This window comes from Streptomyces sp. NPDC046939 (genome assembly GCF_040644575.1).
Lineage (GTDB): Bacteria > Actinomycetota > Actinomycetes > Streptomycetales > Streptomycetaceae > Streptomyces.
Genome location: NZ_JBEYWV010000002.1, coordinates 302,448 through 328,101, shown reverse-complemented (window position 1 = coordinate 328,101; position 25,654 = coordinate 302,448). Strand labels below are relative to the sequence as shown.

The 25,654-nt window shown below is 73.1% G+C and carries 20 protein-coding genes; 8 read left to right on the top strand and 12 right to left on the bottom strand.

The window, feature by feature from the left end; translation table 11 throughout:
• Positions 1-526 precede the first annotated feature (526 nt).
• Entirely contained in the window at positions 527-1,516 is a 990-nt protein-coding gene (locus tag ABZ877_RS03770) for a hypothetical protein (RefSeq protein WP_361063890.1), read from the top strand.
• Between the two features lie 83 nt (positions 1,517-1,599).
• Positions 1,600-2,334 carry a dienelactone hydrolase family protein gene (locus tag ABZ877_RS03765; protein ID WP_361063736.1) on the top strand — a complete coding sequence of 245 codons (735 nt, stop codon included), beginning with the start codon at positions 1,600-1,602 and terminating at the stop codon, positions 2,332-2,334.
• A 50-nt stretch (positions 2,335-2,384) separates the two neighbouring features.
• On the opposite strand, the gene ABZ877_RS03760 is transcribed toward ABZ877_RS03765, so the two are convergent.
• The 3 genes from ABZ877_RS03760 to ABZ877_RS03750 form a co-directional block, all read right to left on the bottom strand.
• A complete protein-coding gene (locus ABZ877_RS03760) occupies positions 2,385-4,349 on the bottom strand; it encodes a M13-type metalloendopeptidase (protein WP_361063734.1) in 1,965 nt (654 codons plus the stop codon).
• A 100-nt stretch (positions 4,350-4,449) separates the two neighbouring features.
• Positions 4,450-6,669: an NADP-dependent isocitrate dehydrogenase gene (locus ABZ877_RS03755; protein ID WP_361063731.1), complete on the bottom strand. Its 2,220-nt coding sequence runs from the start codon at positions 6,667-6,669 to the stop codon at positions 4,450-4,452.
• A 114-nt stretch (positions 6,670-6,783) separates the two neighbouring features.
• On the bottom strand, positions 6,784-7,146 hold the full coding sequence (locus ABZ877_RS03750) for a hypothetical protein (RefSeq protein ID WP_361063728.1): 363 nt from the start codon (positions 7,144-7,146) through the stop codon (positions 6,784-6,786).
• 245 nt (positions 7,147-7,391) lie between these two features.
• Between ABZ877_RS03750 and ABZ877_RS03745 the strand changes: the two genes are divergently transcribed.
• Positions 7,392-8,771 (top strand): MFS transporter, encoded by a 1,380-nt coding sequence (locus ABZ877_RS03745; protein WP_361063725.1) that lies wholly within the window; start codon positions 7,392-7,394, stop codon positions 8,769-8,771.
• A 43-nt stretch (positions 8,772-8,814) separates the two neighbouring features.
• On the opposite strand, the gene ABZ877_RS03740 is transcribed toward ABZ877_RS03745, so the two are convergent.
• The 7 genes from ABZ877_RS03740 to ABZ877_RS03710 all read right to left on the bottom strand — a co-directional run bounded on the left by ABZ877_RS03740 (position 8,815) and on the right by ABZ877_RS03710 (position 15,902).
• The gene (locus ABZ877_RS03740; RefSeq protein WP_361063722.1) at positions 8,815-10,731 is read right to left on the bottom strand and encodes a helix-turn-helix domain-containing protein; all 1,917 of its coding nucleotides are present in this window, start codon (positions 10,729-10,731) and stop codon (positions 8,815-8,817) included.
• 22 nt (positions 10,732-10,753) lie between these two features.
• Positions 10,754-11,554, bottom strand: coding sequence for a 3-hydroxybutyrate dehydrogenase (locus ABZ877_RS03735; RefSeq protein ID WP_361063719.1), 801 nt, complete (start codon positions 11,552-11,554; stop codon positions 10,754-10,756).
• A 66-nt stretch (positions 11,555-11,620) separates the two neighbouring features.
• Positions 11,621-12,133 (bottom strand): diaminobutyrate acetyltransferase, encoded by a 513-nt coding sequence (gene ectA / locus ABZ877_RS03730; RefSeq protein ID WP_361063716.1) that lies wholly within the window; start codon positions 12,131-12,133, stop codon positions 11,621-11,623.
• A gap of 4 nt (positions 12,134-12,137) precedes the next feature.
• On the bottom strand, positions 12,138-12,617 hold the full coding sequence (locus ABZ877_RS03725) for an NUDIX domain-containing protein (RefSeq protein ID WP_361063713.1): 480 nt from the start codon (positions 12,615-12,617) through the stop codon (positions 12,138-12,140).
• Between the two features lie 56 nt (positions 12,618-12,673).
• Positions 12,674-14,278, bottom strand: coding sequence for an apolipoprotein N-acyltransferase (gene lnt, locus ABZ877_RS03720; protein ID WP_361063710.1), 1,605 nt, complete (start codon positions 14,276-14,278; stop codon positions 12,674-12,676).
• 185 nt (positions 14,279-14,463) lie between these two features.
• Positions 14,464-15,039: a hypothetical protein gene (locus ABZ877_RS03715; protein ID WP_361063707.1), complete on the bottom strand. Its 576-nt coding sequence runs from the start codon at positions 15,037-15,039 to the stop codon at positions 14,464-14,466.
• Positions 15,040-15,116: 77 nt separating this feature from the next.
• Entirely contained in the window at positions 15,117-15,902 is a 786-nt protein-coding gene (locus ABZ877_RS03710) for an aspartate/glutamate racemase family protein (RefSeq protein ID WP_361063704.1), read from the bottom strand.
• A gap of 58 nt (positions 15,903-15,960) precedes the next feature.
• Here ABZ877_RS03710 and ABZ877_RS03705 point away from each other — a divergent pair, with 58 nt between their 5' ends.
• A complete protein-coding gene (locus ABZ877_RS03705) occupies positions 15,961-17,133 on the top strand; it encodes a glycosyltransferase (protein WP_361063702.1) in 1,173 nt (390 codons plus the stop codon).
• A 6-nt stretch (positions 17,134-17,139) separates the two neighbouring features.
• On the opposite strand, the gene ABZ877_RS03700 is transcribed toward ABZ877_RS03705, so the two are convergent.
• Positions 17,140-18,405: a TerD family protein gene (locus tag ABZ877_RS03700; protein ID WP_361063700.1), complete on the bottom strand. Its 1,266-nt coding sequence runs from the start codon at positions 18,403-18,405 to the stop codon at positions 17,140-17,142.
• Between the two features lie 270 nt (positions 18,406-18,675).
• Between ABZ877_RS03700 and ABZ877_RS03695 the strand changes: the two genes are divergently transcribed.
• From ABZ877_RS03695 to ABZ877_RS03680, 4 genes are all read left to right on the top strand, one after another.
• The gene (locus tag ABZ877_RS03695; protein WP_361063697.1) at positions 18,676-19,116 is read left to right on the top strand and encodes a DUF6643 family protein; all 441 of its coding nucleotides are present in this window, start codon (positions 18,676-18,678) and stop codon (positions 19,114-19,116) included.
• Positions 19,117-19,170: 54 nt separating this feature from the next.
• Positions 19,171-19,992, top strand: coding sequence for an MOSC N-terminal beta barrel domain-containing protein (locus tag ABZ877_RS03690; protein ID WP_361063695.1), 822 nt, complete (start codon positions 19,171-19,173; stop codon positions 19,990-19,992).
• A 101-nt stretch (positions 19,993-20,093) separates the two neighbouring features.
• Positions 20,094-20,699 carry a hypothetical protein gene (locus tag ABZ877_RS03685; protein WP_361063887.1) on the top strand — a complete coding sequence of 202 codons (606 nt, stop codon included), beginning with the start codon at positions 20,094-20,096 and terminating at the stop codon, positions 20,697-20,699.
• Between the two features lie 129 nt (positions 20,700-20,828).
• Positions 20,829-23,249 carry a right-handed parallel beta-helix repeat-containing protein gene (locus ABZ877_RS03680; RefSeq protein WP_361063692.1) on the top strand — a complete coding sequence of 807 codons (2,421 nt, stop codon included), beginning with the start codon at positions 20,829-20,831 and terminating at the stop codon, positions 23,247-23,249.
• On the opposite strand, the gene ABZ877_RS03675 is transcribed toward ABZ877_RS03680, so the two are convergent.
• A complete protein-coding gene (locus ABZ877_RS03675; RefSeq protein WP_361063691.1) occupies positions 23,219-25,618 on the bottom strand; it encodes a hypothetical protein in 2,400 nt (799 codons plus the stop codon). The genes ABZ877_RS03680 and ABZ877_RS03675 overlap by 31 nt on opposite strands.
• Positions 25,619-25,654: the final 36 nt, after the last annotated feature.

The window sequence follows — 25,654 nt, the reverse complement described above, 5'->3', positions numbered from 1 at the left end:
GCGTGACCAGGGCGCACAGGGGGGCGCGCGGAAGCGGGCCGTTCGGCCCTCGGAGGAGGGTCGACCGGCCCGCATACTCCACCGTCCCCACTGGGGATACTTCTCAGCAGAGCCTCCCGTGCCCTCGCTCTCCCGCCGCGGCGCACGGTCGAGGCCCGGGCCCGCCGGTCGCAGGAGGGGGAGCTGCAATCGGCGGGCCCGGCACCCTTCCGGGGACGGTCCTGCGCGGAGCCGCCGTGGTCCGGGCGATAAGGTATCGGGTCGAACCGCACGCGCCCGAGCAGCCAGGAGCACCTCCGTGACCGTAGCCATCGACTCGTCCGAGGCACCCGTCCCGTCCGGCGAGGAGACCGGGGGGACGAGCGTCGCGGAGCCCACGCCGGGGACGCACGCGGACGAGGAGACGGCCGGGCCGCTGGGCACCGCCGCCACCTGGACGCCGCCCGCCGACGAGCCCGCCGGGGGCGAAGGCGCCGAGAACTTCTGGCAGCCCGCGGACGCCGAGGGCGAGGCCGCCCCGCGCGAGATCCCCGAGGCCGTCCACCGCGACGCCCACGCGTTCGGGGTCTACGCCCGTACCGGCGGGTGGGCGTTCGCCCTGAAGGTGGCCCGCAGCGTGCGGCCCGGCGGACAGCCCGCCGGTGACTCGCCGAAGGTCTCCGCACGGAAGTTCGCCGAGCTCGCCGAGTGCTCCCCCGAGCGCGTCATGCGGTTCTACAAGGCGTGGGACAGGGCGGCGGACGACGGCGTGGTCCCCCAGTTCGAGGCGCTGGCGCCGGGCGAAGAGATCGAGCTGCCGGACGCCGATCTCTGGCTGCAGTACTACGTCTCCCGCTCCAGCGCCGCGTCCGTGCGCGGGCAGGCCATCACCGAGGCCGCCGAGGCCGAGGGCATCCGGCCCACCAAGGCCCTGGAGGTCGCCGAGAACCCCACGGCGCTGCGGGCCGCGATCCTCGCCGACCCCGGCACCGCGGAGGCGGCCCGCAAGGCGCTGCTCGACCGGCTCGACGAGGACCCCGTGCTCCGCTCCGGCCTGGCCCGCGACATCGTGCGTACGGACGATCTGAAGAAAGCCGTCGCCGAGGAGTCCAAGACCGGCGACCGCCTGGAGTACGTACGGAAGATCGCCGAGGAGGGGCAGGTCAAGACCCCCGCGGGCCAGAAGATCGAGGCCCCGCGCGCGTTGCGCGAGGAGGCCGAGCGGCACCTCTCCCTCATCGACGAGCTCGACGAGGACGAGGAGGCGGGCGAGTGGGCCCGTGAGGCGTACGACTCGGTGCGCACGCTCATCGCGGAGACCGTCGAGGCCGACCCCGAGCTGCGCGTGCAGGAGCGGCGCGCGAAGTTCTACAGCAGCCTGCAGAAGGCGACGAAGGCGTTCGAGGAGCTGACCTTCGACGACATCCAGGAGATCGACGACATCTACGAGGACGACATGGTGCGCCGCCTGGAGGAGCTGCAGACGGCCATCTCGGCGTGCATCTCCGCGCTGCAGTCCGCCCAGCAGAAGGACTGACCGGTCCAGGCCCCTGCGCGGGTCCGGGCGCGGGCAGTGGCATCGTGGGGGACGATCACCCAGCCCAGCTCAGGAGGCACCACGTGGCGGACACCCCCGAGAACCCCGCGACCCCCCGCTCCACCGGCCGCCCGGCCCACCAGAACGTGACGTTCGACAGCGGCGGCACCCCCGCCCACGGCTATCTGGCCCTGCCGCCCACGGGCAGCGGCCCCGGCGTCATCGTGATCCAGGAGTGGTGGGGCCTGACCGACCACATCGCCGACGTGACCAACCGGCTCGCGGGCGAGGGCTTCGTGGCCCTCGCCCCCGACCTCTACGGCGGCAACGTGGCGCACGACTCCGGCGAGGCGCTGCGCATGATGCGGGACCTGCCGGTGGAGCGCGGCGTCGAACTGCTCTCCGGCGCCGTCGACCACCTGCTCTCGCTGCCCGAGGTCACCTCGCAGACCGTCGGCGCGGTCGGCTTCTGCATGGGCGGCGGCTTCGTCCTCTACCTGGCGGCGCAGGACCCGCGGGTCAGCGCGGCCGTCCCGTTCTACGGCGTCATCCAGGGCGAGGTCCCCGACTTCTCCGGGCTCAAGGCCCAGATCCTCGGCCACTACGGCGAGCACGACGAGAGCATCCCGCCCGCCACGCTCGACGGCCTGGCCCGCACCATCAAGGAGCAGTCCGGCATCGACGCGGATCTGCGCCTGTACCCGGCGGGCCACGCCTTCTTCAACGACGGCCGCCCGGAGGCGTACGACCCGGAGGCGTCGGCGAAGGCGTGGACGGCGACGCTGGACTTCCTGCGCTCACACCTCTCCGCCGACTGAGGAACGGCGGGGCCAGGAGGCCCGAACCTCCCGGCCCCGCCCCACCGCACCTACCAGATCCGCACCCGATCAGCGGGGTCGAGCCACAGCCCGTCCCCCTCCTTCGTCCCGAACGCCGTGTGGAACTCGTCGAGGTTGCGCACGATGTTCGCCCGGAACTCCGGCGGCGAGTGCGGGTCGATCGTCAGGTACTGCTGCTCCTGCTCCTTGCGCCGCTTGGTGCGCCAGCAGTACGCCCAGTTCAGGAAGAGCCGCTGCGACCCGGTGAGCCCGTCCTCGCCGGTCGGCACCTCCGCGCCGTCGAGCGAGATCAGATAGGCGGTGTGGCCGATGGTGAGGCCGCCGAGGTCGCCGATGTTCTCGCCGACGGTGAGGGAGCCGTTGACGTACTCGCCGGGCAGGTTGCGCGGCGAGAAGCCGTCGTACTGCTTGATGAGCGCCTTCGACTTCGCCTCGAAGGCGGCCTTGTCGTCGGCGGTCCACCAGTCGTTGAGGTTGCCCTGGCCGTCGTACTGGGCGCCCTGGTCGTCGAAGCCGTGGCCGATCTCGTGGCCGATGACGGCGCCGATGCCGCCGTAGTTCTCGGCGGCATCCGCGTCCGGCGAGAAGAACGGCTTCTGGAGGATGCCGGCCGGGAAGCAGATCTCGTTGGTGCCCGGGTTGTAGTAGGCGTTGACGGTCTGCGGGAGCATGAACCACTCGTCGCGGTCGACCGGCGCGCCGATCTTGGCCATCTGCCGGTCGTGCTCGAAGGCGTCGGCGGCGTGCGCGTTGGCGAGGAGGTCGTCGGCGACGACGGTGAGCGCCGAGTAGTCGCGGAACCGGTCCGGGTAGCCGATCTTCGGGCGGAACGTGGCGAGCTTCTCGTACGCCCGCTCCTTCGTCTCGTCCGTCATCCAGTCGAGGGCGGCGATGGACTGCCGGTACGCCTCCAGGAGGTTGGCGACCAGGTCGTCCATGAGCGCCTTGGACGTGGGCGGGAAGTGCCGGGCCACGTACTCCTTGCCGACGGCCTCGCCCATGGCGCCCTCGACGAAGCCGACGGCGCGCTTCCAGCGGGCGCGCAGCTCGGGGGTGCCGTTGAGGGTGCGCCCGTAGAACTCGAAGTTGTTGCGGACGAACGCGGAGGACAGGTACGGGGCCGCGTTGCGCACGACGCGCACCGTCAGCCAGTCGCGCCACTGCTCGATGGGCGTCTCGGCGAGGACCGTGGACAGGTGCGCGAGGTAGGACGGCTGGCGCACGCAGGACTGGGCGAGCGTGTCGTCGTTGCCGCCGAGCCCGGTGACGTAGCCGCGCCAGTCGAACTCGGGGGCCAGCGCGGTGAGTTCGTCGAACGTCGTCAGGTTGTACGTCTTCTGCACGTCCCGCGTCTCGGCGCGCTCCCAGTGTCCGGAGGCGAGCCGGGTCTCCAGGGCGAGGACGGTGCGCGCGGCGGAGGCCGGGTCGGCGTGCTCGGCGAGGGTGAGGAGTTCGGTGAGGTAGCCCTGGTACTTCTCGCGGGTCTCGGCGAACTTCTCGTCGCGGTAGTACGACTCGTCGGGCAGGCCGAGGCCGCCCTGGAGGATGTTGTAGAGGTAGCGGTCGGAATCGCGGTCGTCGGTGTCGATGTACGAGCCGAAGAGGCCGGAGCCGCCGATGCGCTCGAAGCGGCCGACGAAGGCGGCGAGCTCGCGCGTGTCACGGAGCGCGGCCACCTCCGCCAGCAGGGGGCGCAGCGGGTCGAGGCCGCGGGCCTCGACGGCGTCCTCGTCCATGAACGACGCGTAGAGGTCGGCGATCTTGCGGGCCTCGTCGGGTTCGAGGCCGGTGGGGCCGCCCGCGGCGATCTCCTGAATGATCTCCTTGACCTGCTGCTCGGCGACGTCGACGAGCTGCACGAAGGGGCCCCAGCTGGAGCGGTCTTCGGGGATCGGCTCGGTGGCGAGCCAGCGGCCGTTGACGTGGCCGAAGAGGTCGTCCTGCGGTCGGATCTCCGGGTCCATGCCCGGACGTGCGTCATCCAGAGTGCTCATCGCCGCAGCCTACCCAGGTCAGCGGCGTCATACAGCAGCAGATATGCCGCACTGCCCCACAGGCGCGGAGCCTGTGGGGCAGTGCGGGTCAAAACGGTGCTCAGGCGAGCGACGCCAGCGCCTCGTTCAGCGTCTGCGACGGACGCATGACGGCCGCGGCCTTGGCCGGGTCGGGCCGGTAGTAGCCGCCGATGTCGGCGGGGCTGCCCTGGACGGCGTTCAGCTCCTCGACGATCTTCTGCTCGTTGGCGGCGAGCTTCTCGGCGAGCGCGGCGAACGCCTTGGCCAGCTCGGCGTCGTCGGTCTGCTGGGCCAGCTCCTGCGCCCAGTACAGGGCGAGGTAGAAGTGGCTGCCGCGGTTGTCGATGCCGCCGACGCGACGGGTCGGCGACTTGTCCTCGTTGAGGAAGGTGCCGGTGGCGCGGTCGAGGGTCTCGCCGAGGACCTTGGCGTGCTTGTTGCCGGTCGTGGTGGCGAGGTGCTCGAAGGAGACGGCCAGGGCGAGGAACTCACCGAGGGAGTCCCAGCGCAGGTAGTTCTCCTTGACGAGCTGCTGGACGTGCTTCGGAGCGGAGCCGCCGGCGCCCGTCTCGAACAGGCCGCCGCCGTTCATCAGCGGGACGACCGACAGCATCTTGGCGCTGGTGCCCAGCTCCAGGATGGGGAAGAGGTCGGTCAGGTAGTCACGGAGCACGTTGCCCGTGACCGAGATGGTGTTGAGGCCCTGGCGGATGCGCTCGACGGAGAGCTTCGTGGCGTCCTCCGGGGAGAGGATGCGGATGTCCAGGCCCTCGGTGTCGAACTCCGGCAGGTACTGCTCGACCTTCTTGATCAGCTGGGCGTCGTGGGCGCGGCCCTCGTCCAGCCAGAAGACGGCCGGGTCGCCGGTGGCGCGGGCGCGCGTGACGGCGAGCTTGACCCAGTCCTTGATCGGGGCGTCCTTGGTCTGGCAGGCGCGGAAGATGTCGCCCTCGGAGACGGTCTGCTCCAGGACGACGTCACCGGCCTGGTTGACCAGACGGACGGTGCCGGTGGTGGGGATCTCGAAGGTCTTGTCGTGGGAGCCGTACTCCTCGGCCTTCTGCGCCATGAGGCCGACGTTCGGCACGGAGCCCATGGTGGCGGGGTCGAAGGCGCCGTTGGCGCGGCAGTCGTCGATGACGACCTGGTAGACGCCCGCGTAGGAGGAGTCCGGGATGACGGCGAGGGTGTCGGCCTCGGCGCCGTTCTTGTCCCACATGTGGCCCGAGGTGCGGATCATCGCCGGCATGGAGGCGTCGATGATGACGTCGGACGGGACGTGCAGGTTGGTGATGCCACGGTCGGAGTCGACCATGGCCAGGTCCGGCCCGGCGGCCAGCTCGGCCTCGAAGGACGCCTTGATCTCGGCGCCGTTCTCCAGGGACTCCAGGCCCTTGTAGATGCCGCCGAGGCCGTCGTTCGGGGTGAGCCCGGCGGCGGCCAGGTCGGCGCCGAAGCGGGCGAAGGTCTCGGGGAAGAAGGCGCGGACGACGTGGCCGAAGATGATCGGGTCGGAGACCTTCATCATGGTGGCCTTCAGGTGCGCGGAGAAGAGGACGCCCTCCTCCTTGGCGCGGGCGACCTGGGCGGTCAGGAACTCGCGCAGGGCGGCGACGCGCAGCACGGAGGCGTCGACGACCTCACCGGCGAGGACGGGTACGGACTCGCGCAGGACGGTGGTCGTGCCGTTGTCGGCGACCAGCTCGATGCGCAGGATGTCGTCGGCCGGGATCACGGTCGACTTCTCGGTCGAGCGGAAGTCGTTGGCGCCCATGGTGGCGACGTTCGTCTTCGAGTCGGCGGACCAGGCGCCCATGCGGTGCGGGTGGGCCTTGGCGTAGTTCTTCACCGAGGCGGGGGCACGGCGGTCGGAGTTGCCCTCGCGCAGGACCGGGTTCACGGCGGAACCCTTGACCTTGTCGTAGCGGGCGCGGATGTCGCGCTCCTCGTCCGTCTTCGGCTCGTCGGGGTACGCGGGCAGCGCGTAGCCCTGCTCCTGAAGCTCGGCGACGGCCGCCTTGAGCTGCGGGATCGAGGCGGAGATGTTCGGCAGCTTGATGATGTTGGCCTGCGGCGTCTTCGCCAGCTCGCCCAGCTCGGCGAGGGCGTCGGGGATGCGCTGGCCCTCCTGGAGGTACTCCGGGAACACGGCGAGGATGCGGCCGGCCAGGGAGATGTCACGGGTCTCGACGCGCACACCGGCGGTGGACGCGTAGGCCTCGATGACCGGCAGGAAGGAATACGTCGCGAGGGCCGGGGCCTCGTCTGTGTGCGTGTAAATAATGGTCGAGTCAGTCACCGGGGGCTCCGCTCCACGTCTTCCATCGTCGGTCTGCTGTCGTGCGATATTGCTCGACATCAAGATATCTCGTGCCGGGCCCGTCTTCGAAAGGGCCCCGGGCAGTCGCCCGGCTCACGGACCGCCGTCGTCACAGCCGAGCTGCGCGTCGATCTGTCCGGCGGTCAGAGGACCGTCGTCGGTCCAGTACTTCCCTGGTCCCAGATGCGCACTCCTGATCGTGCGCAGGGTGAGGACGCCGTCACGCCCGTCGCCTGTCGTGTCCGTGTAGGCCACTCCGATGACTGGGGGGATCGAGGACGCGCCGGGCCGTGCCGAGTGCTCCGCGAACCCCTCGCCGGACCAGAGCGTGATCCGACCCTTCCGGGCCGACGCGGAGACCGGTCGCGAGGCGGACCACACGACGCGCGGACTCTCGTGCCCGACGTCGTCGGCGTCGTAGACCTCCACGCGCCTGATCTCGTCCGTGGGGCACATCGGTATCCTGACGACGATCGTGTCGCCCTCGGCCCGCGCCCCGAACGTCGGCGGGTCGGCCGGATCCGACGGGAACAGGCCGCAGCCGACAGCCCCGTCTCCCCTGGGCCGTTCCGGGGGTCATCCGCCCGGCCGCCACACCCGGCCGCAAAAGTATGGTGTCCCACCACATACGCCGCTGACCTGCGCGTTCCTACCTTGTGCCAGCAACTAGACGTCCCCGTCCCCGCCTGGAAGTGGTGCACATGGCCTCCGCAGCAACCGCTCCGCCGACACCGGCCAGCCTCAAGCGCATCGTCGCGGCGAGTCTCATCGGCACCACCATCGAGTGGTACGACTTCTTCCTGTACGGCTCCGCCGCCGCGCTCGTCTTCAACAAGCTGTTCTTCCCCGAGTCCGACCCGCTCGTCGGCACTCTGCTCTCGTTCCTGACGTACGCCGTCGGTTTCGCGGCGCGCCCGCTCGGCGCGCTCGTCTTCGGCCACTACGGCGACCGGCTCGGCCGCAAGAAGCTCCTGGTCCTGAGCCTGCTCCTGATGGGCGGCGCCACCTGCGCGATCGGTCTGCTCCCGACGTACGCGAGCGTCGGCGTCGCGGCACCCGTCCTGCTGACCCTGCTGCGCCTCGTCCAGGGCTTCGCGCTCGGTGGTGAGTGGGGCGGCGCGGTGCTGCTCGTCTCCGAGCACGGGGACGCCCGGCGGCGCGGCTTCTGGGCGTCGTGGCCGCAGACCGGCGCGCCCGCGGGCCAGCTCCTCGCGACCGGTGTCCTCTCCGCTCTGACCGCGCTGATCTCGGACGACGCGTTCACCTCGTGGGGCTGGCGCGTCCCGTTCCTGCTCTCCGGCGTCCTCGTCATGGTCGGATTGTGGATACGTCTCTCTGTCGATGAATCGCCGGTCTTCAAGGAGGCCCTGGCCCGCGCCGAGGCCCGCAAGGCGCAGGACTCGGGGACGGTCGAGAAGATGCCGCTCGTCGCGGTCCTGCGCCACCACTGGCGGGACGTGCTCGTCGCGATCGGCGCCCGGATGGCCGAGAACATCAGCTACTACGTGATCACGGCCTTCATCCTCGTCTACGCCACCACGTCGGCCGGTGTCTCCAAGCAGACCGCGCTCAACGCCGTCCTCATCGCCTCCGCCGTGCACTTCGCCGCGATCCCCGCGTGGGGCGCCCTGTCGGACCGGGTCGGCCGCCGGCCGGTGTACCTGCTCGGTGCGGCGGGCGTCGGGCTGTGGATGTTCCCGTTCTTCTCGCTCGTCGACACCGCGAGCTTCGGCAACCTCGTCCTCGCCGTCACCGTCGGCCTGGTCCTGCACGGCGCGATGTACGCCCCGCAGGCCGCCTTCTTCTCCGAGATGTTCGCGACCCGGATGCGCTACTCCGGTGCCTCGATCGGCGCCCAGTTCGCCTCGGTCGCGGCGGGCGCGCCCGCGCCGCTCATCGCGACGGCCCTGCTCGCCGACTACGACAGCTCGACGCCGATCGCCCTGTACGTGATCGCCGCCGCGCTGGTGACCCTGATCGCCGTCGGCGTCGCGAAGGAGACCCGCCACCGCGACCTCGCCGACATCGAGCCGGAGGATGAACCGGTCGCCGCCCGGCGGGCGGACGCGCACAGCGTCTGACGGCACCCCTCGTACCGGCCCCGTACGCCTCTCGCGTACGGGGTCAGCGCGTGTCCGGGCCCGTGAGGCGGTGCAGCCGCAGCGCCAACTGGATCTCCAGGGCCCGCGCCGGTGACTGCCAGTCCGCGCCGAGCAGCCGGCCGATCCGCTCCAGGCGCTGGGCGACGGTGTTGACGTGGACGTGCAGGGCGTCCTTGGTGCGGGCCGGGCTCATGCCGGACGCGAAGTAGGCGTCGAGGGTGCGGACGAGGTCGGTGCCCCGGCGCTCGTCGTAGGTGACGACCTCGCCGATGGTGCGGGCGACGAAGCCGCCGATGTCGCGGCTGTCGGCGAGCAGAAGGCCGAGGAAGCCGAAGTCCTCGGCCGCCGCGCCCTCGCCCGCCCGGCCGAGCAGGCGCAGCGCGTCGAGGCAGCGGCGGGCCTCGACATAGGCGCAGGAGGCGGCGTCGGCCCGGTGGGCCAGGTCCGTGACGGGGGCGGAGGCGCCGACGGTCACCGGTTCGTGGATCGCCGCCGAGAGCCGCTTGGCGACGTGCGCGGCGATGTCGGAGGCCGTGCCGTCCGCGCTCAGGGGAAGGAGCAGGACCGTACCGCCGTCGCGCGCGGCGGCGAGGCCGTGCCGGGTCGCGGCGAGGTGGTTGGCGGCCGACCACAGGCGGCGGCGGGTGGCCGCCTCCTGCTCGGCGTCGGCGCCGGCCGTCTCGGGGCGGGCGGCGAGCACGACGTGCGCGGTATCGAGGTCGGCGTGGAGGCGTGCGGCCCGCTCGCGCAGGAGGCGCGGATCGTGGTCGCGGGCGTCGAGCAGGTCGTCCAACAGCTCCCCTCGTACGCGCTGTTCCGCCTCGGCTGCCGAACGGCGGGCGAGGAGCAGCAGGGACGTGACCATGGCGGCGCGCTCCAGGGTCCGCTGGTCGACGGGGTCGAGCCGGGCCTGGCCGCGCAGGACCAGGGCGCCGAGGAGTTCCCCTCCGGCGGCGACGGCCGCGACCCAGTCGTCGCCGCGCCGCACCGCGTGGCCCTCGGCCCGGGACGCCTCGACGGCGTCGCCGGGCGCGGTGTCCGCGTCGGTGAACTCGACCGTGCCGTCGAGGACTTGGGAGACGGCGGCGGCCACGTCGTGCACGCCGCCGCCGCGCAGCACCAGTTCGGCGAGGCGGTCGTGGACGTCGGAGGCGCGCTCGATGACGCCGCTGCGGTCGCGGATGATCGCGTTGGCGCGCTCCAGTTCGCCGAGCGCCTCGCGGGTCTCGGTGAGCAGGTTCGCGGTGTCGATGGCCGCGGCGGCGAGCGCCGCGAACGAGCCGAGCAGGGCGATCTCCTCCCGCGCGAAGACGCGGGCGCGGCGGTCGGCGGCGAACAGCACGCCGATCACGTGCGGCCCGAGCGACAGCGGCACCCCGAGGATCGCGACGAGGCCCTCGTCGTGGACCCCGGCGTCGATGGTGCGGGTGTGCTGGAAGCGCACGTCCTGCCCGTAGTTGTCGGTGACGTACGGGCGTGCGGTCTGGGCGACGAGCCCGCCGAGCCCCTCCCCCATCCCGAGCCGCAACTGCTGGAACCGGGCGGCGACCGAGCCCTCGGTCACGCGCATGTACGTGTCCCCGCGCGCCGGGTCGTTCAGCGTCAGGTACGCCACGTCGGTGCCGAGCAGCGACCGGGCGCGCTGCACGATGGCCTGGAGCACGGCGTCGAGGTCGCGGAGCCCGGCCAGGTCGTGGGCGGTCTCGAACAGCGCGGACAGCTCGGCCTCGCGGCGCCGCCTGCCCTCCATCTCCTCCCGCACCCCGAGCGCGAGCCGCTTGGCGTGCTCCAGGGCGGCGATGCGGTCGGGGTCGGCGCCCTCGGCGCGCGCGAGCAGCACCGGCTGTTCGTAGGCGTCGGCGGAGGCGCCCCGGGCGAGGAGTTCCAGGAACGGGGCCTGGGTGTCGGCCTGCGCCGGGTGCGGTGGGTGCTGCTCCATGGGCAACAGGATCACCCGCGCCTCAATGGGCGGTCCAGCCTCCGTCGAGGGTCAGCGACGCCCCGGTCATGAAGGACGCCTGCGGGGTGCACAGGTAGGCGACCGCCTCCGCGACCTCCTCGGGTTCGATGAGCCGCTTGAGCGCGCTGTCCTGCAACAGCACTTCGCTCACCACCCGGTCCTCGCCGATGCCGTGGGCGGCGGCCTGGTCGGCGATCTGCTTCTCGACGAGCGGGGTGCGCACATAGGCCGGGTTGACGCAGTTGGAGGTGACGCCGTGCGGGGCGCCTTCGAGCGCCGCCGTCTTGGAGAGCCCTTCGAGGCCGTGCTTGGCCGCGACGTACGCCGATTTGTACGCGGAGGCGCGCAGGCCGTGCACCGACGACACGTTGACGATGCGGCCCCACCCCTGCTCGTACATGTGCGGGAGCGCGCCCCTGATCAGCCGGAACGGGGCCTCCAGCATCACCGTCAGGACGGTGTGGAACACCTCGGGCGGGAACTGCTCGATGGGGCGGACCAGTTGGAGCCCCGCGTTGTTGACGAGGACGTCGACGCCGTCCGCCGCCGCGGCCTCGGCGGCGTCGAGGTCGGTCAGGTCGAGGACGTACGGTTCGACGCCGTCGGTCCGCGCGGCCAGTTCGTCGAGCCCCTCCCGGTCCAGGTCGACCGCGCGGACCTTGGCGCCCGCGGCGGCGAGCCGCAGGACGCAGGCGCGGCCGATGCCGCCTGCGGCTCCGGTGACGAGTGCGGTGCGTCCGCCGAGGTCGAGCGGTGCGGCCTGGGCGAGGGGCGCGGCGGCGAAGGGGGTACTCGGGGTCATGCTCCGCACCCTAGGCAGCGCGCGGACGCCACCCGATGTGGCCGCCACCCATACTTCGGCGCCCGTTCATGGTGCGCCGACACCCCCGGCCGGAGTGAGCGGCCCGACGCGGAACAGCACCTCCGGGCCGTGGTCCGCGCCGGGGAAGTCCTCGCGGCCCCACAGCGGGGTGCGGACCAGGCCGGCGCGGCGGTCGCGGGCGAAGGCGGAGAGCCAGGCCGCCGAGGCGTGGTTGTCCGGGGCGACCGTGGCCTCCACGTGGCGGAAGCGGCCGTCGGCGACGAGGTCCAGCATCCGGCGCGCCAGGCCCCGGCCCCGGAGGGCGGCGTCCACCGCGGTCTGCCAGACGAAGAGGGTGTCCGGGGCCTGCGGCCGCGCGAACCCCACGAGGTAGCCGCGGACCCCGGCGGCCGTCCGGGCGACCGCCGAGGTGGTGGCGAAGTCACGGCACCAGAGCACGTAGAAGTACGGCGAGTTGACGTCGATGCCGGGCGCGTCGCGCGCGATGCGCCACAGGGCGGGGCCGTCGCCCGGCAGCGGACGGCCGACCGTCACCTCACCGCGGCCGGGTGGCGCCACGGCCTCACCCCTCCCCGATGCCCTCGAACCAGGTCGGCGCGTCCTCGGTGGCCAGCTTGATGCGGTGCAGCTCGAACGTGGCGAGGCGCGGCAGCGCGTCCAGGGCGAACCAGTCGACCTCCAGCGACTCGTCGTCGTTGACCCGGCAGTCGGTGGTCGTGGCGCGGCACAGGAAGGTGATGTCCATGTACTGGCACTGGTCGCCGTTGTCGTACGTCACCGGTTCGAGCGCCTGCACGAGCAGGACGCGCTCCGGGACGCACTCGACGCCCGTCTCCTCCTCCACCTCGCGCGCCGCGACCGAGGCCGGCTGCTCGCCCGGCTCGGCGATCCCGCCCGGCAGACCCCACAGGCCCGTGTCGCTGCGGCGGTGCAGGAGCACCCGCTGCTGGTCGTCGAGGACGACGGCGGTGACGCCCGGCAGGTAGAGCAGTTGGTGGCCGGCGCTGGCCCGGATCTTGCGGATGAACTCTGGAGTCGCCATACCCACGACCCTATCCGCACGCCCGGGGGCCGGGTCCGTGTGCTCGGAGGGCGGTCTCAGTCCTGGACGCGCCGCCCCTTGCGGCCGCGCGCGAAGGCCCCGGCGAGGCCGGCCGCGCCGACGAGGACCAGGAGCGCCTCGGGCCAGGCGCCCGCGCGCGTGGCGAGCGTCTGCGAGGTGCGCCTCGGCACATCGGCGACGAGGGTGTCGGCCTCGAACATGCCGGTGTGCTGGGCCACGGACCCGTCGGGCCGGATGACGGCGCTGATGCCGCTCGTCACCGGGACCATCACGGCCCGGCCGTGCTCGACCGCGCGCACCCGGTCCATGGCGAGCTGCTGGTAGGTCATCTGGCTGCGCTCGAACGTGGCGTTGTTGCTCGGCACGGACAGGATCTGCGCGCCCTCGCGGACCTGGTCGCGCACCACGTCGTCGAACGCGGCCTCGTAGCAGGTCACGTTGCCGATCTTCGTGCCCGCCATGTCGAAGGCGACGGCCTTGTCGCCGGGGACGAACTCGCCCGCGCGGTCCACGTCCTTGCTGAAGATCCGGAAGAAGCTCCGGTACGGCATGTACTCGCCGAACGGCTGGAGGTGCCGCTTGTCGTACGTGGCGCCGGGCCCGGTCTCCGGGTCCCACAGGATCAGCCGGTTGCGCTCCGTGCCGTCCTTGGCGGTGACGACGGCGCCCACCGAGATCGGGGCGCCGACGGCCCGCGCGGCCTTGCTGATCTCGGCGTACGCGTCCTGGTTGACGTACGGGTCGATGTCGGAGGAGTTCTCCGGCCACAGGACCAGGTCGGGCCGCTTCACCTCGCCCGCCTCGATCCTCGCGGCGAGCTTCAGCGTCTCCCGTACGTGGTAGTCGAGCACGGCCCGGCGCTGGGCGTTGAAGTCGAGGCCCATGCGCGGCACGTTGCCCTGGATGAGGGCCACGCGCGCGGTGCCGTCCTGCGCGGCGTTCGACACGAGCGGCGAGGCCGCGGCTCCGGCGATCACGGGTACGACGGTGAGCGCGGCGGCGGCGACGGCGGCGCGGTCCCGCACGAGACGGCCCGCGCCGTGACGCCGCAGGGCGATGACGCGCAGGGCGAGCGCGGCGAGGCCGAAGCCGCACAGCACCACGGCGAAGCCGAGCAGCGGGGTGCCGCCGAGCGAGGCCAGCGGCAGGAACACGCCGCTGGGCTGCCCGAAGGCGACCTTGCCCCAGGGGAAGCCGCCGAACGGGAACCGGGCGCGCAGCGCCTCGTCCGCGATCCAGACCCCGGCCGCCCACAGCGGCCACAGCGGGAGCCGCGACACGTACGCGATGCCGAGCCCGGCGAGGGAGACGAGCAGCGCCTCGGCGGCGGCGAGCGCCAGCCACGGCAACGGGCCGACGTCGACGCCGGTCCAGGAGAGCAGCGGCACCAGATAGGCCAGTCCGAACAGGAGGCCGAGCCCGAACCCGGCGCGCATCCGCCGCCCGTGCACCGCGACCCCGAACAGCGCGAACGAGAGCGGCGCGAGCCACGGCAGCTCCCGCGGCGGAAAACTCGCCCAGAGCGACAGCCCGGCGGCCACCACGAGCCCGACGGGCACGAGCCGTCGCAGGCGAGAGGATCCGACGGGCGGTGCGGCGGGCTCGTCCGAGGAGGCGACGGGCGGTGCGGTGACGGTCACCCGGGGAGTGTACGGCGCGTCGCTGTCAACGAGACATGCCGACCGGACGCGGACGCGGGTCGGGAGCAGGTCAGAGGGTCGGCCGGGGCCGGAGGCGGCGTTCCGTCCAGGGACGGGGTCCGCACGGCGCTACGGCTCTGTCACCGGGCTCCGCCCGTCAGACCCCGCCCACGGACCGGCCCAGGTCAGAGAACCGGTCGCGTGGCCTTCGGCTTCGGGCGGGGGGTCAGGCGGTCGCGGATGTGGCGGACCGCGCTCTCCGCGTCGTCCACCGTCACCGTGAACCTGCGGCCGTCGCCGAGGATCAGGACCAGGCCCTCACCCCGGCGGACCACGACGGCCGTGCCGATCTCGGGGCGCCAGCGGTAGCCCCAGCCGCCCCACTGGCGCGGTGTGACGCTGGGCGCGAAGTCCGCGTCGACGACATGGGCGAGCGGGATCTTGCGGCGCGGCACACCGACGTGGCCGCAGCGCACCTCCAGGTGGTCCTTGTCGACCTTCACGGCGACGTGGAGGAAGGCGAGGGTGCCGAAGAGGATGAGGAGTCCGGCGGCGATGAGGCCGACCACCGACATCGCCAGGGCGGCGATGCCCGAGGCCCATGAGCTGACCACGGCCAGCTCGATGCCGAGCGCGAGGCAGGCGAAGCCTCCCAGCGCCAGGATCCACTGCACGCGGTTGCGTGCGCGGCCGGTCCAGATCTCGCTCGCGTGGGCGGAAGTGCGTCGCCCCGGGTGCTTGTCGGCGGCGTTTTCCCTCATGCACACGAGCCTACTCATGTTCCCGGGCGAAGGCACGAGGTCGCGCAGCGTGACGGTTCCGCGTCGCCCCGCGCGGCTCAGCAGACCTGGCTGATGGCCTGCAACGATCGCCCCTCGGCGTATGTGAGAGCGGCTTCCGGGAGTGTCTCCGTACGGCCACTGAGGATGACGGTGAGTGACCCGCGGGCCTCCGGGTCCGCGGCAGGGCGCTCGCCGATCCGGCGCAGCGCCTGCGCGGCCACGGCGCCTGCGCTGCCGAAGAGGGCGAGCGGGGCGGCGCCGGGCTGCTGGACGGCGGCGCGGATGCGCTCGGCGACCAGTTCGTAGTGGGTGCAGCCGAGGACGACGGCCTTGACGTCGGGCGGGGTGAGCGCGGCGGCGGCCGCGACGGCCCGGTCGATGCCGTCCTCGTCGGCCCACTGCACCGCGTCGGCGAGCCCGGGACAGGGCACCTCGGTGACCTCGACCCCGGCGGCGAAGTCGCGGATGAGGCCGCGCTGGTAGGGGCTGCCGGTGGTGGCGGGCGTCGCCCAGATGGCGAGGGGGCCGCCGCCGGTCGCGGCGGGCTTGATCGCGGGGACGGTGCCGATCACGGGGATCGCCGGTTCGAGCCGGGCGCGGACGGCGGGCAGGGCGTGCACGGACGCCGTGTTGCAGGCGATGATCAGCGCGTCGGGCTGGTGCGCGGCGGCGGCCTCGCAGGCGGCGAGCGCGCGCTGGGTGACGTCCTCGGGGGTGCGCGGACCCCACGGCATGCTGTCCGGGTCGGAGGAGAGCACGAGATCGGCGTCGGGCCGCAGGTTCCGTACCGCCACGGCCGCCGCGAGCAGGCCGATTCCCGAGTCCATGAGCGCGATCTTCACCCCGAAACCATAGACGATGGGTCCGACAAGGCGGCGTGGGTGGGGCAGACTGCGGCGGATGGACGTCGTTGTGTGGATCACCGCGGCCTCGCTGGCCGCATGGCTGTGGCTGCTGCTCTGCCAGGGCTTCTTCTGGCGCACCGACCTGCGCCTCCCTCCGGCCGCCGAGCCCGACGACTGGCCGGACGTGTGTGTCGTCGTCCCGGCCCGTGACGAGGCGGAGGTCCTGCCGGAGAGCCTGCCGTCGCTGCTCGCGCAGGACTATCCGGGGCGGGCGGAGATCTTCCTCGTGGACGACGGCAGCAGCGACGGCACGGGCGAGGTGGCGCGGGCCCTCGCCGCGCGCCACGGCGGCCTTCCGCTGACGGTCGGCTCCCCCGGCGAGCCGCCCGCGGGCTGGACGGGCAAGCTGTGGGCGGTCCGGCACGGCATCGCCCTGGCACGCGCGCGTGGACCTGAGTTCCTGCTGCTGACCGACGCGGACATCGCGCACGAGCCGGACAGCCTGCGCGGCCTGGTGGCGGCGGCCCGCACGGGCGGCTTCGACCTGGTGTCGCAGATGGCGCGGCTGCGGGTGGCGAGCGCGTGGGAGCGGCTCGTGGTGCCCGCGTTCGTGTACTTCTTCGCGCAGCTCTACCCGTTCCGGCGGATCGCGAGGAAGGGCTCGCGCACGGCCGCCGCCGCGGGCGGCTGTGTCCTGCTGCGGACGACGGCGGCGGAGCGGGCGCGCATCCCGGACGCCATCCGCCAGGCGGTCATCGACGACGTGTCGCTCGCGCGCGCGGTGAAGCGCTCGGGCGGCCACATCTGGCTGGGCCTCGCCGAGCGCGTCGACAGCGTGCGGCCCTATCCGCGCCTGGCGGACCTGTGGCGGATGGTGTCGCGCAGCGCGTACGCCCAGTTGCGCCACAACCCGCTGGTCCTGCTGGGCACGGTTCTCGGCCTCGCCCTGGTCTACCTGGTTCCCCCGGTCGCCCTGTGCGCGGGCCTAGTCGCGGGCAGCGCACAGGCGGCCCTGCTGGGCGCGCTCGCGTGGGCGGTGATGACGGGCACGTATCTGCCGATGCTCCGCTACTACCGCCAGCCCTGGTGGCTCGCCCCGCTGCTGCCGTTCACCGCGTTCCTGTACCTCCTGATGACGGTGGACTCGGCGGTGCAGCACTACCGGGGCCGGGGCGCGGCCTGGAAGGGCCGTACGTACGCCCGCCCCGACGCCGCGCCCGAACAGTGACCGGCGCTACTTGCGGCCCGGCGTCCAGTCCATGCCCCATCCGTAGGCCTGGTCCACGGTGCGCTGCGGGCTGACGCCGCGCGCGGGGACGAGGTAGCGGGCCTCGCGCTGCACGGTCAGGTCGCCGCCGTCGTGCGTGATGAGGGCGAGGGCGCACACCGTGGAGGGGACGGTGCACTCGTCCAGGGAGAAGTCGATGGGCGCCCCGTTGAGGGGGTGCAGCGTCACGGTGGCGTGCAGGTCGGCGAAGCTGCGCGCGCCCTCGTAGATGGTCACGAAGATGAGGATGCGGCGGAACGCGTCCGTGTGGTCGAGGTTGATGCTCAGGTTCTCGCCGGTCGCGACGGATCCGCTGCGGTCGTCGCCGTCGAGGTGGATGTACGGGGGCTGGTGCAGTGAGCCGAACGCGTTGCCCAGGGCTTGGACGACCCCCTTGCGTCCGTCGGCGAGTTCGAAGAGGGCGCACAGGTCGAGGTCGAGATCGCGGTGCAGGGCGGTGGCCCGGCCGCGCTTGCTGCCCCAGCCGCTGAACTGCTTGCGCACCTCCCAGTTGAGGTTGACGCGCATCGTGCCGGAGGTGCCGCCCTGCTTGGCGAGGGAGACGGTGGGCGCGGCCTTGGTGAGCGTGACCTTGGTGAGGCGTACGGGTGCGGGCGCGGGCGGCGCGGGTGGGGCCGGCGGGTTCGCCGGGGGCGCGGGGGCGTGGACGGGCGCCGCCGGTGCGGCGGGCGCGGGCGGCGCCGCGTGCGGGGGTTCGTCGACGCTGATCCCGTAGTCCGTGGCGAGCCCTTCGAGGCCGCTGTCGTACCCCTGGCCGACGGCGCGGAACTTCCAGGCGCCCTGGCGCCGGTACAGCTCGCCGAGCACGAACGCGGTCTCGACCGTCGCCTCGGCGTCGAAGCGGGCGAGTTCGGTCCCGGCCGCCGCGTCGAGGACCCGGATGTAGAGGCCGGGCACCCGGCCGAACGTGCCGCCGTCCGCGGACGCGGCGAGGACGATGCGCTCGATGTCCGCCTCCACGCGCGCGAGGTCGACGGAGAGGGTGTCCGTCACGGCGCCGCCTGCCGTGTTCTTGCCCTCGTGCCGGACCGCTCCCGAGGCGTGCGCGGGCTGGTTGTAGAAGACGAAGTCGGCGTCGGAGCGCACCTTTCCGGCGACGAGGAGGAGCGCCGAGGCGTCGGCGTCGGGGACACCGGGGCCGGATCGCCAACCCAATTCGACGCGCACGGCCGGGGCCGGCACGGCGACATTCGAACCTTTGGCCATTGTCATGTCTGCCCCCAAAACTCGATCCCGGATTCTCCGCCAACCTATTCCCCGGCCGGGAAAGGACCGCACAAGCGCGCACAGAGACCGACGAAGATCACCGTTCAACCCGTCGGTAACCCGTCAGGAACGCGGCATTTACACGATCCTGGCGTCCCGTGGCGACCGTTTTTGGCAAGTTCGCTCACATTGGGGACATGCGACCACGCCCGACACACAAAACAACCCTCTTATCGGTCTCCCCAACGACCACATCGTGGGCTTAACTTATGTGCCATGACCTCCCCCCGCTCCACCTATGGCGGCGGTTACCACTCCGCGCCGTCCTTCCCGGACACTCCGATCTACGACTCCCTCGTCGCAGAACGGGGCACCCCCCAGATCGCCCCGATCCGGGTCCCCTCCGCGTACGACACCGGTAGTCACCTGCCCGCGCTGCCGTCCGCCCTGCCCGCACTGCCGTCCGCCCCGTCGCCGCAGTACGGCTACGCGCCGCAGCAGCAGCACGCCCCGATGCAGCCCGCCATGCACTCGGCGCCGACCGCCTACATCCCGCAGCAGGCGGCCGGGCCGCGCGGCTATCCGGGCCCGCAGGTGCAGCCGCCGCGCCCGGCGCCCGGCACCGGCTACGAGGCGATGCGCCCGGCCGCGCCCCGGCCCGCCCCGGCCCCGTACGAGGATCCGTACAACAACCGCCAGCAGTACCGCGGTTACTAGGGCGAAGAGGGCTCGCCGCGTGGGGCTGTCGGTGCCTGCTGGCAGGATGGCCCCATGTCGCAACCTGTGCTCAGCTCGATCCATGTCCACCCGCTGAAGGCGGTTCGGGGGCACGCGCCGCGTGAGGCGGCCGTGGAACCGTGGGGGCTCGCGGGGGACCGCCGCTGGGTACTGGTCGACGCCGACCGCAAGATCGTCACACAGCGCCAGCACCCACGGCTCGCGCTGGCCGCCGCCGAGCAGCTGCCCGGCGGCGTCCGGCTGTCCGCGCCCGGCATGGAGCCGCTGGCGGTCGACGTGCCCGAGCCCGACATCACGGCCACGATCCAGGTCTGGAAGGACAAGGTCGAGGCGGTGCCCGCCGCCGGGCGCGCACACGCGTGGTGGAGCGCCTACCTGGGGGCGGACACACAGATGCTGCACCTGGACGACCCGGCGACCAGACGGCCGATCGACCCGGAGTACGCCCGGCCCGGCGAGACCGTCAGCTTCGCCGACGGCTACCCGCTGCTCGTGACCACCCTCTCCTCCCTCGACGCCCTCAACTCCCTGATCGCGCAGGGCGACCACGCGGACGAGGGCCCCCTGCCCATGAACCGTTTCCGGCCAAGTGTGGTCGTCTCGGGGACCGCGCCCTGGGCCGAGGACGACTGGACGCGCATCGCGATCGGCGAGGTCACCTTCCGCATCACCAAGAAGTGCGGCCGCTGCGTGGTGACCACCACGGACCAGGACACCGCCGAGCGGGGCAAGGAGCCGCTGCGCACCCTCGCCCGCCACCGCCGCTTCGGCGACCAACTGTGCTTCGGGACGAACGTGGTGCCCGAGGTGCGCGGCACGGTGCGGGTGGGGGATCCGGTCACCGTGCTCGCATAACCGTCACCCGGTGGGGGAACCCGGAGGCCCGGCATGCTCGTTGGAGGACAATGGCAGCCTGGCAGTCGGGGGCAGGACGGTACGGAAGGGGGGTGCAGTCCGTGCGAGCGATCACCGGCCTCTGGCGCTGGCGCCGCAATCCGCTGTGCCGCAGGACAGACCTGGCCGAGGCATGGGTCGCACTGGTCGCGCTGGTCCTCATGGTGGTGGCCGCACCGGCCGCCGGCGCCGTCGCGGGGACGCTCGCGCGCGACGCCCTGTACCGCTCGGTCCGCCACCAGCACGAGCAGCGCCACGAGGTGACGGCCACCGTGGTCCAGAAGCCGGCGCAGCCGCCGCTCGACCCCGACCCCGAGACCGCCACCGCGCGCGACGCGCACAGCCGGGTCCTGGCCACGTGGAGGGCGCCGGACGGTACGGCGCACCGCGACCGGGTCATCGCCGGGCTGCGGTCCCCGCGCGTGGGAGACACCTTCCCGCTGTGGATCGACGGCACGGGCCACGTCGTGGGCCGCCCCCTGGACCGGACCACCGCCGCCACGCACGCGGTGCTCGCCGGGGTCGGTACGGCCACCGCCCTCGTCGGGCTCGTGGAGGGCGCCCGCCGCCTGATCGTCTGGCGCATGGTCCGCCGCCGGTACGCGCGCCTGGACCGCGCCTGGGACATCGCCGGTCCCGACTGGGGCCGCACGGGCACGGGGAGCTGACAGGGTTCGGCTCCGGTCAGCCCCCGAGGTCCGCGCACGCTACGGTGGACCCACCTTTCGCAGGACAAGCGCGCCGGGCAGGGCGCGGAGGCGACCCGCGGGACGACGAGGTGGGGGCAGATCAGCGCCATGGCACAGGGCACGGTCCAGGTGACGCACACCGGCACATCGCGGTGGCGGCGCCGCACGGGTGAGTACGCGTCGCTGGCCGCCGCCCTGGAGGCGGCCGGTGACGGCGACATACTCACCATCGCCCCCGGCACCTACCGGGAGAACCTCGTCGTCCAGCGCGCGGTGACGCTGCGCGGCCCGGACGGCACCCCCGGCTCGGTGCGCATCGCGCCCGCCGACGGGGTGCCGCTGACGGTGCGGGCCTCGGCGACGGTCCGGGACCTGCACATCGAGGGCCAGGACGTGGCGGCGCCCGCGCTGCTCGTCGAGGAGGGCGCCCCCGAACTCGCCGACATACGCGTGGTCACCCGCTCCGCGTCCGGCATCGAGGTCCGTGGCGGCGCCCGCCCGACCGTGCGGCGCTGCACCGTGGACAACCCCGCCGGCATCGGCATCGCCGTCCTGGACGGCGGGGGCGGCGTCTTCGAGGAGTGCGAGATCGTCGCCGCCGGACAGGCCGGGATCGCCGTCCGCGGGGGCGCGCGCCCGCGCCTGGAGCGCTGCCGCGTGCACCACACCTCGGGCTCGGGTCTCTCCGCGACCGGCGAGCACAGCGGCCTGGAGGCCATCGGCTGCGAGGTGTACGAGGTCAAGGGCTCGGGCGTGCAGGTGACCGGCCGGGCCACCGCCCACCTCACCGACTGCGACGTGCACCGCACCACGGCCGACGGGGTCACGCTCGACACGGACGCGGTCCTCACCCTCGCGGACTGCCGCATCCACGACGTGCCCGAGAACGCGATCGACCTGCGGTCCCGCTCCGTGCTCACCCTGACCCGCTCCACCGTGCGCCAGTTCGGGCGCAACGGTCTGTCGGTGTGGGACCCCGGCACGCGCGTGGACGCCAACCAGTGCGAGATCCACGACAGTACGGGCGACTACCCGGCGGTGTGGGTGAGCGACGGCGCGACCGCCGTGCTCGACGCGTGCCGGGTGCACGACGTGCCGGACGCCCTGTTCGTGCTCGACCGCGGCTCGCGCGTCGACGTCGTGGACAGCGACCTCTCGCAGGTGCGCAACACCGCCGTGTCGGTGAGCGACGGCGCGACGGCGCAGCTCGACGACTGCCGCATCCGCGAGGCCGCGACCGGCGCCTGGTTCCGCGACCACGGCAGCGGCGGCACCCTCGCCAACTGCACGGTCGACACGGTGCAGACCGGTGTCATCGTCACCAAGGGCGCCGACCCCACGATCGAGCGCTGCACCATCACCTCCCCCGCCGAGGCGGGCTTCTACGTGTCGGCGGGCGGCCGGGGCAGCCTGACCGGCTGCCGCGTCACGGGCAGCGGCGGTTACGGCTTTCACGTCATCGACGGCTGCCGCACGACCTTGAAGAAGTGCCGTACGGAGCGGTGCGCGCGCGGCGGCTACGAGTTCGCCGAGGACGGCCCGCTCGTCGAGGACTGCACCAGCGACGAGAGCGGCGGCGTCCGCCCCGGCTCCGCCGCGACGCCCCCGCCGGTCGCGGAGTCGGCCGTGCAGACCGCCACGCAGACCGTCGGGCTGCTCGGCACGGTGCCCGACCAGCGGCCCACGGCGGCGCCCGCGGCGGCGCCGCCGAAGCCGGCCCGTACGTCGAAGGACGTGCTGAGCGAACTCGACTCCCTGGTGGGCCTGGAGGACGTCAAGCGGGAGGTGCGGGCGCTCACCGACATGATCGAGGTGGGGCGCAGGCGCCAGGAGGCCGGACTCAAGGCGGCGTCCGTGCGCAGGCACCTGGTCTTCACCGGCTCCCCCGGCACCGGCAAGACGACGGTGGCGCGCCTGTACGGGGAGATCCTCGCCGGGCTCGGCGTCCTGGAGCAGGGCCATCTCGTGGAGGTGTCCCGTGTCGACCTGGTCGGCGAGCACATCGGGTCGACCGCGATCCGCACCCAGGAGGCGTTCCAGCGGGCGCACGGCGGCGTGCTGTTCATCGACGAGGCGTACGCCCTCTCCCCCGAGGACTCCGGGCGCGACTTCGGCCGTGAGGCGATCGACACCCTCGTGAAGCTGATGGAGGACCAGCGGGACGCCGTCGTCGTCATCGTCGCGGGCTACACGGCGGAGATGGAGCGGTTCCTGTCGGTCAACCCCGGGGTCGCGTCCCGCTTCTCACGGACCATCACGTTCTCCGACTACGTGCCGGAGGAGCTGCTGCGCATCGTGGAGCAGCAGGCCGAGGAGCACGAGTACCGGCTCGCCCCGGGGACGCCGGAAGCACTGCTGAAGTACTTCACGGCGCTCCCGAAGGGCCCGGCGTTCGGCAACGGGCGCACCGCGCGGCAGACGTTCGAGGCGATGGTGGAGCGGCACGCGGGCCGGGTCGCGCAGGTCGACGAGCCGAGCACCGACGACCTGACGCTGCTCTACCCGGACGACCTGCCCGAACTGCCCTGAGGCTCGGCCCCGGACTCGGGCCGCTGCCGCGGGACGCCCGGCGTGAGGCGCGCGAGCAGCCGCCTCCGCTCCTCGGCGAAGACCGGGTCCGCCTGGTAGTCGCTGTGGCCGAGGATCGGCGCGGGCAGCGGGTGGCGCTCCGTGCGGCCGTAGGCGAGCGGGTCGAGGAGCGCCGGGTGGTCGACGACGGGGCCGCACTTGCCGGGCAGCTTGATCGGGCCGCCGATCGGGTCGGTCCTGCGGTGCAGGTTGCGCCAGCAGTCGACCTGCCGGTGCAGGGACGCCAGGGCGGCGGGGCCGAAGTGCGCCGGGAACCAGCGCCCGTACAGCCGCTCGATCGGTGAGCCGTAGGTGAGCAGTCCGACGCGCTTGCGCACGGCCGGGTGCAGTTGCCAGGCGGCCGCCGCCGCGAGGACGCTGCCCTGCGAGTGGCCCGAGAGGATGAGACGGCCGCCCGTGGTGCGGGTCCAGGTGGCCATGCGCCAGGTCAGGTCGGGGACGGCGCGCTCGGCGTAGCAAGGCGGCGCGAAGGGGTGCGCGGCGCGCGGCCAGAAGGTGCCCACGTCCCACAGGATGCCTATGGTGCGGCGCGCGGACGGGTCCTTGTAGGCGCGGCGGCCCCAGGTGACGAACAGTATGAAGCCCGCGCCGATCAACCAGGAGCCGAGCGCCTGCGCGGTGTCGGCGGCGCCCTGGACGATCGGGTACGAGCCCTCGGCGGCGACTCCGGGCACCTCGCCCGTGGTCCAGGCGCCGACGACGGCGAGGGCGCCGAGGAGCAGCGTCACCGCCGAGACGACGCCCGCGATCAAGGGGGCCTTGTCGGTGAGGGCGGCACGCGCGCGGGTGCCCGCGATGCGCTCGGTGCGGGCCGTGTCGGTGGCCTCGCCCGGCTCGGTGGTCCCGCCTGGGCGGGTGTCGAGGTGGTAGTCCTCGGCGACCCGGGCCTTCTCGCGCTTCTTCACGCGCGCGGTGCGCACGGCGAGCGCGGCGCACAGCACGGCGAGGACGACGAGGAGCGGCGGGATGACGGAAGCCTGCCAGGAGAGCAGGACGGGCGGCCCGTCGATCAGTCCGCTGGTGCCGTCGAGCCAGTCGGCGACGCGCTGGGCGATGCCGCCGGTCATCACGCCGCCGAGCGCGCAGGCGAGCATGGCGGTCGCGGGGCCGCCGAGGCCGCGCAGGGCGGTGCGCGGGTCACGGGCCCTGCGGTAGATCACCTTCGCGACGACGGCGAGGACCACGACGAGGGCGCCCTGGACCAGGGCGATGCCGCCGAACACGGCGTCGCCGGGGAGGCGGCCCGAGGAGCGCCACTCGGGGCGCGACCAGGCCGCGTACACCATGCTGAGCGCGAGCAGGGCGAGCGCGGCGTACGGCAGGGCGCGCACGGCCGCGCGGTTCAGGGCGGTGTCCAGGGTGTTCTCGCTGCGGCCGCGGTGGACGACGACGCCGACGACGGCGACCGCCCCGGTGAGAAGGCCGCCGACGAGAACCCAGCCCAGGACGTCGAGGAGCGCGGGCCCGCCGGGCGCCCGGTCGTGGCGGGCGGCGGAGGTGGAGACGGCGGCGGCGACGGTCAGCAGGCCCGCGGCGGCGTGCGCGGCGCGCAGCCGGGCGACCAGACGGCGCCCGTACCAGAAGCCGGGCTTGCCGAGGGCGGTGCCGCCGTCCCCGTTGTCCGGCTCGGGCTGGTGCGGCAGCGGGAGCTGGGACTCGTACGCGCTCCAGGTGCGGTGCGAGAGGTACCAGAGCAGGGCCGTCAGGGCGGTGGGGACGAGCCCGGCGAGGGCGAGGCGGCGGCCGGGCTGGCTCCACCAGCCGCCGTGGCCGTGCGCGTCCACGGAGAGGAAGCCGAGCCAGGCCCGCTGCTCGCCGCAGGCCGCCGTGCCCGCGCACTGCCAGGCCGTGAGGTCGAGCGCGACCTCGCAGGCCGCCGCGACGAAGAGGACGGTGAGGGTGAGTCCGGTCAGGCGGACGAGCAGGCCGTACAGGCGCACGGTGCGTGACCTGCGGCGGGCGTTGGGCCGCATCCAGTGGGCGAGGTTGACGACCATGAAGGGCAGCAGCACCAGCCACAGGGCCCGTGATCCGTTGCCGGACGTCAGGTTGCACCACACGTACGCCTCGGGCACCGGTCTGCCCCGGTACTCCTCGGGGCGGTCCTCCGCGTCCACGTCCTCGGCGCGGCGGAACATCGCCGCCGTCTCGTCGCCCGCCACCCGGACCGTGCGCGGGTCGTCGAGCATGGCCTGGGGCGTGGTGCCGCCAACGCCGTGGACGAGCAGTTCCAGGGCGGTCTCGTCGGCCGCCGTCTTCGCTCCGGTGCTGTCGGTCCCGTCCTTGCCGTGATCGTTCTCGCGCGCCATGGTGCGTGTCCCCCGTTCCTCAACACCAGCAGGATC

Coding starts and splice junctions, on each gene's coding strand:
- ABZ877_RS03715 (WP_361063707.1), bottom strand. CDS start 15,039: ATGAGGGAAAACGCCGCCGACAAGCACCCGGGGCGACGCACTTCCGCC.
- ABZ877_RS03725 (WP_361063713.1), bottom strand. CDS start 12,617: ATGGCGACTCCAGAGTTCATCCGCAAGATCCGGGCCAGCGCCGGCCAC.
- ABZ877_RS03700 (WP_361063700.1), bottom strand. CDS start 18,405: ATGACAATGGCCAAAGGTTCGAATGTCGCCGTGCCGGCCCCGGCCGTG.
- ABZ877_RS03675 (WP_361063691.1), bottom strand. CDS start 25,618: ATGGCGCGCGAGAACGATCACGGCAAGGACGGGACCGACAGCACCGGA.
- ABZ877_RS03695 (WP_361063697.1), top strand. CDS start 18,676: ATGACCTCCCCCCGCTCCACCTATGGCGGCGGTTACCACTCCGCGCCG.
- ABZ877_RS03745 (WP_361063725.1), top strand. CDS start 7,392: ATGGCCTCCGCAGCAACCGCTCCGCCGACACCGGCCAGCCTCAAGCGC.
- ABZ877_RS03690 (WP_361063695.1), top strand. CDS start 19,171: ATGTCGCAACCTGTGCTCAGCTCGATCCATGTCCACCCGCTGAAGGCG.
- ABZ877_RS03740 (WP_361063722.1), bottom strand. CDS start 10,731: ATGGAGCAGCACCCACCGCACCCGGCGCAGGCCGACACCCAGGCCCCG.
- ABZ877_RS03735 (WP_361063719.1), bottom strand. CDS start 11,554: ATGACCCCGAGTACCCCCTTCGCCGCCGCGCCCCTCGCCCAGGCCGCA.
- ABZ877_RS03760 (WP_361063734.1), bottom strand. CDS start 4,349: ATGAGCACTCTGGATGACGCACGTCCGGGCATGGACCCGGAGATCCGA.
- ABZ877_RS03680 (WP_361063692.1), top strand. CDS start 20,829: ATGGCACAGGGCACGGTCCAGGTGACGCACACCGGCACATCGCGGTGG.
- ABZ877_RS03705 (WP_361063702.1), top strand. CDS start 15,961: ATGGACGTCGTTGTGTGGATCACCGCGGCCTCGCTGGCCGCATGGCTG.
- ABZ877_RS03750 (WP_361063728.1), bottom strand. CDS start 7,146: ATGTGCCCCACGGACGAGATCAGGCGCGTGGAGGTCTACGACGCCGAC.